We start from the raw sequence: 10,872 nt of genomic DNA on the forward strand, positions 1-10,872 counted from the left end.
GTGCATCGTAGTTGCGAAACTGTAGATAAAAGCGCAGTGCAGCACGTTGCAGGTAGACTGCTCATCCGGATCACGCCGAGATGCTTGTGAAGAAGGAGATTATGCCGATGCGTGCAGATCAACTAATTGTGAATGTAAATGTGTATAACAGTTATTATAAAAGGTTCGAAGCTAATAACGTCGCTGTATTGGACGGTCGATTCCTATATATCGGTTCAGGTGGGTCAGAGCTCATTAATGCTGATGAAGTCATCGATGCACGTGGTCGTTATATGATTCCAGGTTTGATTGATATTCATCTGCACATTGAGAGTACAATGGTAACGCCAGCTACATTTTCACACGGACTTATCCGCTCTGGGGTGACTTCCATTGTGCCTGAGCCACATGAGATGGCTAATGTGTTCGGTCTGGAAGGTGTGCAGGAGATGATGGCGGCAAGTCGGGAGACGTTGGTGGACATGTTCTATGCGATCCCAAGCTCGGTGCCGGCGACTCCAATGGAAACGACAGGTGGTTCCATCGAGATCGAAGATATGGATACATTATTGGCAACCGGAGAGATCATCTGTCTGGGTGAGATTATGAACTATGTGGATGTCATTCGCGACCCGGACTGCAAAACCAATCAGATTCTTCGCCACATTCGGAAGAACTACCCGGAGCTTGTCATTGAAGGGCATACCCCGAAGCTACTGGGTCTGGATCTACACCGACTGATCTATGCTGGGGTTGATTCGGATCATACACATCAGAGTATTGAGGGATTACAGGCTCGTATTGCTGCGGGCATGTTTATTGAAATCCAAGAGAAATCCATGACACCAGAAGTGATGGAGTATCTGATTCAGCATGATGTGAAGGAGCATTTCTGTTTTGTAACAGATGATGTTATGCCTGACAGTCTGGTGGAGCGAGGACATCTGGATCATCTTGTACGTAAAGCGATTGGTATGGGAATGCGCCCAGAGGATGCGATCTATGCGGCGACATCCACTCCTGCAGCTCGGATGAAAATGACGGATCGTGGCAGTATCGCACCAGGTAAGGTAGCAGACTACGTCCTGTTGTCCGACCTTGAAATGTTGCGTATTGATCAGGTCTACAAAAAAGGTCGTAAGGCTTACGACGACTACGAACCGTATACACAAGAACGGATCATTGGGCAGTTCCCAGCTCATTTCTACCATAGTGTGCAATTGCAGCCGCTTGATGAAGAGGACTTTGCAATTCGTTTATCCAATCCTAAAGTTAGTGGTTCAGGAGTAGGTACTGGTAGTGTTGTAGATGCTCTTCAGGCAGAAGACAAGCCGAAGGCGAATGAAGACCATGCGGGTGAATCCTCGTACCCATGCCGGGTGATGATGGTGAAGGACGGCTCAACCTTTGTGGAGGAACATATTGCGCAGATACAGGCAGCGGGAGATGAGCTCTTGTGGGAAGAGAGTGAATATGGACAGATTGCCACCTTTGAGCGTTATGGGGTGAACGGTAATCATGCCCATGGTCTGATTGGCGGAGATACGATTAAACGCGGTGCCATCGCAACAACGTATTCCCATGACAATCACAACCTTCTCGTCGTTGGACGTAACCGCAAAGATATGATTATGGCAGCTAACAAGGTGATTTCGAGCCAAGGGGGATTCTGCGTTGTTGAGGATGGTAAGGTGCTCAGTCATCTGGAGCTTCCGGTAGGTGGTATTCTGACCGAGGAACCGCTGGCTGTTGTATCCCATCAAGTGAAGGAATTACGGGCTGCCATGTTATCGCTCGGTTATGTGCATTATAATCCGATTATGTCGATTAGCACCCATTCCCTTGCCGTGAGTCCAGCGCTCAAAATCACCGATCACGGGCTGATTGATGTGAATGCAGGTAAGGTTGTACCACTAATCGTACAATAGCGATTGTTCAAAGATCTGCTTTTGATTAGAAAGAAACCCAATGGAATCATCAGCATCGAAGTTGAAATTCATTTGAAATTCAGTAACTGGGTTCTGAGGAATATACAAAAAGGTAAGTGCATGGTAGAGAGAATACCGTGTACTTACCTTTTTTTGACGATCCTGTATGATAGGATGATTATTATAGCTCGGATGCAGAACTCTGAGCAGATCTCATTTTCCTGAGCTTTATCACATAGTATACTGATCTTACGGTACTACCTGCCATAGGTATTGCAATGAGTACATAGTTGAATGTTGAAGCAGAAGGGAAATTATAAAAAGCATAGACCATCACTGCCGCGGCAAAGAGCAGAAGGCTACAGTTTAGAATCAGATGGTACACAATACGCTTATATTCAGTCGGGTATGAGAAAAATTTCATGAATATACCTCCTAGTCGTATTCTTTGAAGTCATGATTAAAGGTATTCATAGAAACTTAATTATAACATTCAACGGAGTGTATTCCCACATTATTCTAATATGTTAATGAATTCGTTCGCTGTTCTGTAGCTTATTATAGAAGGAATATTGTTTCATACGTTTATCTCAATTATATAGAGACGAGAGAGGGAGTCTTAATGATGACATCTAATTCGAATGCTAAGAAGGCTGTATTTTTCGATGTGGATGATACGTTATATGATCATCTACAACCATTACGCGGGGCGCTTCAAGATATTCTTGGCTTACCGGACGATTTTCCCTACAGCGAGGTATATCATCGCTTTCGCTACTATAGTGATTGGTTATCGGAGCAGGAGGGATTGTCTGCTGTACCGGAACCGGCAGCTATGGAACGGATGCGTCGTCGCCGGTTCGAGCTGACCTTAGAAGAGTTCGGTGTGTCACTACAGGCAGGACAAGCAGAAGCATTGCAGCAGCAATATCTAAGCTGCCAGTTTCGGATATTACCTTTTGAAGGAGCGTACGATCTGATTCGGAGATTGTCAGCCGAGGGGCATGTTGTTGGCTTGATCACGAACGGTCCTGGAGCACACCAACGTACCAAGTTGGAAGCATTAGATGTATTCGGATTAATTCCAGAGGAACGAATCTTCATCTCGGGCACCATTGGTTATGCCAAACCAGATCGGCGACTATTCGAACATGTAAACGAGCTAACAGGCACAACGCCCTCTAACAGCTTCTACATTGGAGACTCATGGCGTAACGATGTCGTAGGTGCAGTGGATGCCGGATGGAGCGTTATCTGGTTTAATCATCGTGAAGCCATGCCTGAATCAGATCACCAACCACATCATGTTGCACAAACGTATGAGGACATCAAACATGTTCTTTTGTCTTTGATTTCCTGATAGATATCATTGTACCTTATCTTTAGATACCATCTAATGAGGTTGAAAAATGAATTGAATGATATACAGCAGTCCAATCGATAACATACGAGGGGCTGCTTTTTTAATGCTAAATAGATGAAGTTCCCTTCATAGAATCTTCATTTCATAACATAGCCGAAAGCCTAGCCAAGTGAGCAAGCTAGTGTTATAATTAAAACAAGATTTAGATTAAGTCTAAATTAAAGAAGTGACAACGACAACGTACGCAACTTCACATTCACTACACATTAACTTAAAATAATGAATTCGAGAGGGGATTAATTCCATGAGCACAATGCAAACTAAAACCAACCCATTTGTAACTGAAACAACTGAACTTCACGAGGTACTTAACCGTCAGATCGCAGGCTGGTCTGTACTGTACACGAAATTGCATCATTTCCACTGGTATGTTCAAGGACCACACTTCTTCACATTACATGCCAAATTCGAAGAACTGTACAATTTGGCTACAGCTCATATGGATGAAGCAGCAGAGCGTTTGTTGACCATCGGTGGACGCCCAGTAGCGACGATGTCGGAACAGTTGCGTTTGTCTCCGATTGAAGAGGCTCAAGGGCAATTCACTGCAGAACGTATGGTTGAAGCTGTTGTTGCGGATCTACGCCTGATGTTGAACGTGATTAACGAAGGTATCCAAGCAGCGAGTGCAGCAGATGACAAAGCAACTGAGGACATGCTGATTGGTTTCACGGCTGGATTGGACAAAGAAGTATGGATGCTGAATGCTTTTCTGGGTAAATAATGGTTCTTTAAAGTCGTGATCCCTCAAACCAAAACCCTACAGCGTAATCCTAACTTGCCTCCAATAAACTGCTAAACGGTGCAAGGTTATCCTATAGCCTGACAGCGATGTGTAGAGTCCGTGAACAAAGTGTCTGTTCGCTTACAAATTGAATTTGCTTACCGTATAATGAGGGCATTCAAGATGGATAGAATGGTGGAATGAACGATGCGGACAGACCTAAGAGAATTGAAGGAAGAAGCAGAACACTTTATATATAGATGTTACGATGAGCTGGGTTATTCGCGTGAAGACGCGGAGACCCGGCTTAATGCTGTTCAACATGAAATCGAGGAAAAGGGCACATATACGCACACTTTAGAAGAACTGGAACAAGGGTGCAAAATGGCATGGCGTAATAGCAATCGCTGTATTGGACGATTATTCTGGGACAGCTTGCGTATCATTGACGCTCGTCATGCAGATACAGTCGCAACTGCTGCCGATGCCGTGCTCCATCATATTCGGGTGGCTTCCAATGGCGGTAAAATTATACCTACGATCACGATTCTTCCTCCAGCTGGCCCACACGGAGCACCTGTACGCATCTGGAATCATCAGTTGATTCGTTATGCAGGGTATGAAACTGCCGAAGGTATCGTAGGTGACCCCGCTTCTCTGGAGTTAACTCGTGCTGCAATGGAGCTTGGATGGCAGGGAGCTGGTACGGCGTATGATGTGCTCCCCATCATTATGCAAGCTCAGGATGGACATCCAGAGTGGTATCCGGTACCTGAAGAGGATATCGTAGAAGTCACTATTGAGCATCCAGAACGTCCTGAAATCGCTGAGCTTGGTATGCGTTGGTACGGTGTACCGATGATTGCTGACATGCGGCTGGAGATTGGGGGGATATCCTATCCGGCTGCTCCGTTTAACGGCTGGTATATGGGAACGGAGATTGGTGCGCGCAACTTAGCAGATACGTTCCGATACAACAAGCTACCAGTGGTGGCGAAGGCGCTAGGCCTGAGCACGTCCAGTGAGACGACCCTGTGGAAAGATAGGGCACTCGTTGAACTGAATGTTGCTGTGTTACATTCGTTCAAGAAAGCTGGCGTAAGCATCGTAGATCACCACACAGCGGCCTCACAGTTTGCTTTATTTGAGCAACGGGAAGAGAAGGCTGGACGAGAGCTGACGGGGGATTGGGTATGGCTCATACCGCCGGTCTCTCCCGCGACAACGCATATTTTCCATAGCTCATACCGTAATGAGATTGTGAAACCGAACTTTTTCCGTCAAGATCCAGTGATAAATCTAGCTGGAGCTAATGCTGATACTACGTTAGACAATCAGGATGGAGCTGCTGCATCGACTAAGGATGAGCAGTTACCATCAGATTCAGATCGATCCCCGAAATGCCCGTTCGCCCATTAATCTGGTGCGAGCGGGTTCTTTTTTTTGAGGAGAAATGAATTGAAATAAAGTTGTATTATGGCTCAATCTGGCAGGTAGGAGATGCCTCAATGAGCTGTCAGACTTCTTACCTCTGGATAGTAGCAACAGGGAATGTGATTGCAAACGGATCAACCTTAAGCACCGCCCATGGTTTGCAGAGCGAGATGTCAGGGAACAATGCAGCGTTGATGGATAGCTCGTCAATCTTGGCGAGTCTGCCTTTTCCTTTGCCGGAAAATTGTGTGTAATACCATTGCTGTTGATGCTGCTGAACGAGTGGGAACGGTAGCAGGCGTGTGTTAACGGGAAAGCTCGGACCAAACGCAGATAAAGTCAGATCAGCAACGGATACTCCAGCTTGGCTAACTTGCACGTGTTCTTTACCAGAAGCTAGCTTCTGGAATGTGAACGCAGCAAGTTCCTTCGGAATGCCCCAGTTCTCCCAACCGTTATCTACACTATCCGAGGTGGACACATATATTTTGCTAATCGTATTAAGTTTGCGACCTTGGTGCTGGAACTTTCCTGGGATGAAGAGCAGCTCTCCATACGGTCCGGCGTCAGAAGACTCGTAATTCACGAGCATCACACTTCCCAGTCCCCCACTGAACTGACCTTCTAGAAAAGCAGGCACCCGCCCATGCTGCGCTACGAATTCCTTAGTGAAACGATAGATTAATATATAACCTGAGCCTTGGAGCTGCCAGGGAGCTGGAACATGATTCATTTGAGTTTCTCCTCTCTGTGCTTTTGCTGAACCCACTGTTGTAATTTTGCATTTTCATGATTGGCGTATAAACGTAAAACAAACGGGAAAATGCGATTAAGTGTATTCATTAAACGAAAAGTGAACGAAGGGTAGATGTCTCTTTTCCCTGAGCCTAACCCGTTGACCAGAGCAGAAGCGACGGCTGCCGCCGTTTGTGAAGGCCATGGCATAGGGCTATTACCTGCATTTTTGAAGAAATCGGTACGGGTGGAGATGGGATATATGACTTGAAAGTGCTGACCTGTGTTCAGCTCATATCGGTATGCTTCGGCAAATCCACGAAGCGCCGCCTTCGTTGCACTATACAGTGCATATCCCGGTAGTGGCAGAATTCCCATTCCACTGGCTGTGCACATAACGGTATATGGACGATCCCCAAGAAGCTGCTTCATCTTCTGTGCACTGTAAATCGCTCCGAAGGTGTTGATGTTAAAGATGTTGGAGATATGTTGCCAATCTGGCGAGCCGAGCAGCTCATAATAAGCAAAGCCTGCGTTCGCGATAAAAATATCAATGCCACCCATGACATCAAGGGCGTAATCGAATAACTGGTCGATCCCTTCTTGTGTGGACAGGTCACCGACATAGGCAAATAACCGAACATCGTCTGGCGTTAGACCGCCGATCTCTTTGGCTGCGGCAACGATGGTGCAATTATGCTGGAGAAGCAGCTTTACAACTTCTAGCCCTATTCCGGAGGAGGCGCCAGTAACAATGATTTTCTTATGGTTTAGTGCTGTTGTGGTCATCCTGCTTCTCTCCTTCCGGCTTGAGATTCAGAAGTGTGTCGAGCTGCCCAATGGTGTTCAGTAGCATATGGATCTGCTCGGGGGTGAAGTGGTGAAGACTGGAGGATACCGTTGAATAGTTAAAATCCTCAATAGATTGAATCTTGGCTCTACCTTCGGAGGTGATGAACACTTCAACGACTCGTTTATCGGTCTTGGAGGCGATTCGATTCGCCAGCCCTGCCTTTTCGAGTTTGGTCACCATTCGGCTTGTTACAAAGTCCTTCACGCTCATTCGATTGGAGATCTCGGATATTCGCATACCTGGGTATCGGATTAGAAGCTGGAGTAAATACACCTCATTCCAATCGACGTGGAATCGTTCAACCTCTCGCTGTTCGAATAGATAAATGCTCTGTAAAAAAGAAAATAAAGCGTCATTCACTTGTTGCTGGGGAATTGTCTGAGTCATGGAGATCGCCACCTTGGCTTCATAGTCATTGTAGTCGTTACAATTGATTTGGTTGAATTCAATCTACTGCATTTATTTGCAAAATGCAAATAAATAATCGGAGCGCAGTAATGCTGCTCCAATCCACTTTTTCAGCGATGAGTAAAGGAAGAGGAAGGGCTACCTTTGATGAACGCGGTAACGGCTGCGCATGACAGCTTGAACTGCAATGGCGGCGGCAATCAACAGCAGATTGAATACGAATACGGCATATAAGGAGCTATACTCAGCGAGTAATGCTGCGATGATCGGAGACACGATGGAGCCGATCTCCGCAGCAGACACAATTTTTCCAATCACGTTACTCCGATTCTTCTCTGGAATGTGGTCACCGACGTGTGCGAAGAACGAATCCATATAACATGCGCCGCCTACGCCTCCAATCAACATGCCCACGTATACCCATAGATAAGATGCCGTGCTCAGAAATACAATCACTTCAATGCCGATCATCAGCATGCCGAGCATACATAACAACAAGCGATCGCCCATGCGGTCGGACAAATAACCTGCAAAGGGTGCTGCCGCCAGTGTGGAGAGACCCGCAACGGTGAAGGCTAGACTGGTCTGGAGCGGGTTCCACTGCATAATATGAGCCGCATACAGAGCGAAGTAGGTTAGGAATACAGCATAGGCACTCATCTCAAGAAAGTGAACGGTGGCATACCCGATAAATTGTTGTCTCTGCGATAGTGCCGGGTTATCTGTGTCAGGGAGGTTACTTTGATCAAGATCAGGGTTTATGAATGCAGTAGCACCGGTGGGGATAGGGGGTGTATCTGTCGTAGGAGAGGAAGGGTTATGTGTATTCAGATCTTGTGTTGCTTGTATACCCAGGTTTGTGGTGCTCCTGCCCTTCATGCCCCATGCTGTACCCATAGCCATAAGACAACAGAGTGTAACCAGCCAAAAGGGGACGGATAAAGGCCAGTGTAATGCTAACCAGCCACTAATGACGGGGCCAAGAACCATACCGCCGCCTTCACTGCTGCTAATGTAGCCATTATATAAACCCCGGTTGCTTACATTGCCTTCATCTCCGATGATGGATCGTACAACTACTGTAAGACCCGTAGAGGCGACTCCTTGAAGTAGCCGCAATACACCGAAGAGCAGAGCAGTAGATGAGACAGCAAAACCCGCCATGCAGACAGCGAGCATCAGGAGCATGAGGATCAGAGCCTTCTTGCCCCCCAGCTTGCGATATACAGCGGCGGCAGGGATACCACCCAGTACTTTCCCGACATAAAAGAGTGCAAAAATAATGCCCATCATCCATCCGCTCATCCCGAATTCTTCAATGAATAAAGGAAACAGAGGGATGATCATGAAACCGCCCATCTGACTGAGAAAACAAATGAGCATGAGCAAAACGAGGTTACGTCGGATATCCACCAATAAGACTCCTCTCTCGATCAAGAGATCATGCAGCAAAAAGCTGAGGGACATGTACGTATAAATAGACATATTCACGACATTGTATGTGCCAAATGATCAGGAGAGAAGAAAAATCAAAAAAATAAAAAGACGTCCTGGTGGACGTCTTATGTACTGTTTTTAAGTTCAGTAATCATTTCATCGGAGTTAAGAATAATTTATACGATTAAATCTCTTTCGTTTGTCCTCATCTTCCCAATCTCTGTGTTGACTAAATACCTTTAGACACTTGATTGTATTGGAGTCACTACTTATATTCTCCGCAAACTCTAATCCTTCCAGCAAGGTATCAATACCTTGAGAACGTCTATGATGTAAATAATACTTCCCTAATTCGGTCAAAAATGAGGCGTATTCCTCCGCTTTGATTGGTTTATTATACTCACCAAATGCACTGTTATAGGTTTTATACGGGATATGCTCTTGGAACCGTTCCAGAATATCGTCAATGTTCACATCGAATTTATTGGCAACTTTTACAACATGGCATAGTCCAGAGAAAATCTCATCGGGGTGTGATGCAATATACGCCACATAATCGGACAAGATACTTATATTTCCCGCGAGTAATTGGTATAACAATTGGTTAGCGGTTGAATATTCATTGAATTGTATAGTAATGACCTTGGCTTCCTCAGAAGAATCATCTATCCATTCTTCTGCGTTTGCGTACAATTTTGCGTACTCTATAGCTTTCTCGTAATCTTCATATTGTTCATATGCTGCGGCTTGTAGCAAACGCGCGTACAGCATATAGAAATAATAAGGACGGAAGGGCTTCTTATACTCCGAAGTTTTGCGTTTGGGACGGAGTGATAGTTCATATTGAATAGAAGCGAGACGATACATTTCTTCGGAAAGTGTGTCAACCTTATGCCATTCTTGCAGTGAAACATAGACGTGAGCCAAGTGTTTGATAGCTTCCAGTTGATCATTTTCCTCCAGGCGGTTCGCGTAGGGTTCAAATCGTGTAGCGGCGCGCAGATTTAGCGCTAGGTTATCGCTCAATGAAAGGGAGAACAAACGATATTGGCATACAGCTAGACGCTCAGAATGCTGGTATTTCTCGATAATACTTACACTCTCATATATTAATTTGGCGGCTTCATTGTACTGACTATGAAACAACTCTTCCGCGACCTCAAAGAGTAAACTTCCGTAATTTGTGTTATCTAACAGACTGCTCAGAATAAGTTCAATACAGTCCAGCCTACCTAATTCTGCACAACGAATAAGGAAAGGGCGTAATCTGCGCCAATCTGGAGCAGTAAGTGTGACGCACTCATCAACATATCGACTATAGAAATAATCTGCTTCTAACCCCATAGCTTGCGTAATACCGTCAAGTTGACTCATGGAGAATGGTTTATTTTGATTAATGAGCCGGCTGAATGAGCCTGAATTAATATTGCATCGGGTCGAAAATTCACTATGTGTTAAATTATGATTTTGTATATATTGTAGTATTTCTGCGTGTATGGTGTTCGTTTGCATACATTACACCGCCTTTTGACATGAATCCAAAATTTAGTAGTTACATCTATTTATATCAAGTATAATACTATAATTTTATAAGCGGATAAATTTTATTTTTGTAGAGCTTAAATCCCTACATTATTGCCCTTCACATGTTTGCCAGATATCTGAAATGTCGACACTTATAGATGAAGAGGAACGTCTTGGATCTATATAAATTGAACTAAACATTTACACGGAAACGGAGAGGACAGAAATAACCTGAAGAAGCGGAGCGGTCGCCTGAAAGCTTTCTGCAAGAAAGCTACATCGGAAGCATAAGCTATCCCCGGATTTTCCCCTTATAGAGGGAATCAAAAAAATCTGGGGATAACAGCGATCGTAAGGTTGTTCTGTCATTGGAGTGGCAAGTGTAAATATTCTTTAGTTCAATTTATATAGTATTTAACGGAATGAC

General features: G+C 45.1%; 10 protein-coding genes. 4 read left to right on the top strand and 6 right to left on the bottom strand.

Annotated elements, in window-relative coordinates; all coding sequences use genetic code 11:
- Positions 1 to 107: 107 nt before the first annotated feature.
- Entirely contained in the window at positions 108 to 1,907 is a 1,800-nt protein-coding gene (locus tag M3636_RS17125; protein ID WP_251383322.1) for an adenine deaminase C-terminal domain-containing protein, read from the top strand.
- Positions 1,908 to 2,088: 181 nt separating this feature from the next.
- Here the strand turns inward: M3636_RS17125 and M3636_RS17130 are convergent, their stop codons facing one another.
- Positions 2,089 to 2,331 (bottom strand): hypothetical protein, encoded by a 243-nt coding sequence (locus M3636_RS17130; protein WP_128103923.1) that lies wholly within the window; start codon positions 2,329 to 2,331, stop codon positions 2,089 to 2,091.
- Between the two features lie 198 nt (positions 2,332 to 2,529).
- Here M3636_RS17130 and M3636_RS17135 point away from each other — a divergent pair, with 198 nt between their 5' ends.
- From M3636_RS17135 to M3636_RS17145, 3 genes are all read left to right on the top strand, one after another.
- Positions 2,530 to 3,267 carry an HAD family hydrolase gene (locus M3636_RS17135; RefSeq protein WP_251383323.1) on the top strand — a complete coding sequence of 246 codons (738 nt, stop codon included), beginning with the start codon at positions 2,530 to 2,532 and terminating at the stop codon, positions 3,265 to 3,267.
- Positions 3,268 to 3,574: 307 nt separating this feature from the next.
- Positions 3,575 to 4,054: a Dps family protein gene (locus M3636_RS17140; protein WP_128103921.1), complete on the top strand. Its 480-nt coding sequence runs from the start codon at positions 3,575 to 3,577 to the stop codon at positions 4,052 to 4,054.
- A 207-nt stretch (positions 4,055 to 4,261) separates the two neighbouring features.
- A complete protein-coding gene (locus M3636_RS17145; protein ID WP_251383324.1) occupies positions 4,262 to 5,473 on the top strand; it encodes a nitric oxide synthase oxygenase in 1,212 nt (403 codons plus the stop codon).
- 106 nt (positions 5,474 to 5,579) lie between these two features.
- On the opposite strand, the gene M3636_RS17150 is transcribed toward M3636_RS17145, so the two are convergent.
- The 5 genes from M3636_RS17150 to M3636_RS17170 form a co-directional block, all read right to left on the bottom strand.
- Positions 5,580 to 6,221 carry an acetoacetate decarboxylase family protein gene (locus M3636_RS17150; RefSeq protein WP_251383325.1) on the bottom strand — a complete coding sequence of 214 codons (642 nt, stop codon included), beginning with the start codon at positions 6,219 to 6,221 and terminating at the stop codon, positions 5,580 to 5,582.
- On the bottom strand, positions 6,218 to 7,012 hold the full coding sequence (locus M3636_RS17155; RefSeq protein ID WP_251383326.1) for an SDR family NAD(P)-dependent oxidoreductase: 795 nt from the start codon (positions 7,010 to 7,012) through the stop codon (positions 6,218 to 6,220). Before M3636_RS17155 ends, M3636_RS17150 begins: the two co-directional genes overlap by 4 nt.
- Positions 6,987 to 7,463 carry a MarR family winged helix-turn-helix transcriptional regulator gene (locus M3636_RS17160; RefSeq protein ID WP_251383327.1) on the bottom strand — a complete coding sequence of 159 codons (477 nt, stop codon included), beginning with the start codon at positions 7,461 to 7,463 and terminating at the stop codon, positions 6,987 to 6,989. The genes M3636_RS17155 and M3636_RS17160 overlap by 26 nt, the downstream gene beginning before the upstream one ends.
- Before the next feature lie 159 nt (positions 7,464 to 7,622).
- Complete coding sequence (locus M3636_RS17165; RefSeq protein ID WP_251383328.1) at positions 7,623 to 8,897, bottom strand: MFS transporter; 1,275 nt, start codon at positions 8,895 to 8,897, stop codon at positions 7,623 to 7,625.
- A gap of 189 nt (positions 8,898 to 9,086) precedes the next feature.
- Entirely contained in the window at positions 9,087 to 10,295 is a 1,209-nt protein-coding gene (locus tag M3636_RS17170) for a transcriptional regulator (RefSeq protein ID WP_251383329.1), read from the bottom strand.
- Positions 10,296 to 10,872: the final 577 nt, after the last annotated feature.

It is taken from the genome of Paenibacillus sp. MER 99-2 (genome assembly GCF_023714095.1).
Lineage (GTDB): Bacteria > Bacillota > Bacilli > Paenibacillales > Paenibacillaceae > Paenibacillus.